The sequence below is a fragment of the Vibrio sp. 10N.222.55.B11 genome, assembly GCF_041473705.1.
In the GTDB taxonomy this organism is placed as follows: domain Bacteria; phylum Pseudomonadota; class Gammaproteobacteria; order Enterobacterales; family Vibrionaceae; genus Vibrio; species Vibrio crassostreae_C.
Genome location: NZ_JBFRST010000130.1, coordinates 1 through 568, shown reverse-complemented (window position 1 = coordinate 568; position 568 = coordinate 1). Strand labels below are relative to the sequence as shown.

3 tRNA genes are annotated in these 568 nt (G+C 42.1%); all 3 read left to right on the top strand.

Features of this window, described 5'->3' with window-relative positions:
• The first annotated feature begins 88 nt into the window (after nt 1-88).
• Nucleotides 89-164 (top strand) — tRNA-Glu (locus AB4503_RS25280).
• A gap of 2 nt (nt 165-166) precedes the next feature.
• Nucleotides 167-242: transfer RNA gene (locus AB4503_RS25275), tRNA-Lys, on the top strand.
• A gap of 32 nt (nt 243-274) precedes the next feature.
• Nucleotides 275-350, top strand: a tRNA-Val gene (locus tag AB4503_RS25270).
• Nucleotides 351-568 lie beyond the last annotated feature (218 nt).

The window sequence follows — 568 nt, the reverse complement described above, 5'->3', positions numbered from 1 at the left end:
TTGATTAGGTTTAGAAAAGTAAAGAGATGAAGAACTCCCAAGTTCTTCGAAGTTTGTTTCTACTTTTAAAGTAGAGATGAATTGCAGTGTCCCGTTCGTCTAGAGGCCTAGGACACCGCCCTTTCACGGCGGTAACAGGGGTTCGACTCCCCTACGGGATACCATTGGGTCGTTAGCTCAGTTGGTAGAGCAGTTGACTTTTAATCAATTGGTCGCAGGTTCGAATCCTGCACGACCCACCATTCTTTCTCCACGAAGGAATTAAAACTATCGTGGGCGATTAGCTCAGTTGGGAGAGCACCTGCCTTACAAGCAGGGGGTCACTGGTTCGAGCCCGGTATCGCCCACCATTCTCTAAATATTCTTGGAAGTTAAATCTCCAAACCACTTCTTATGTCGCTGGTTGGATTTTTCGACTGTGAGAGTCTTTAGAAAATGAACTTCACAAGAAGTCTCATTGCTCTTTAACAATTTGGAAAGCTGACTGATTGATTACTTACGAGTAATTCAATCAAATTTAAAAGTTCTCAATGTTTATCTTTCATTAGATAAACACAACAAACACATT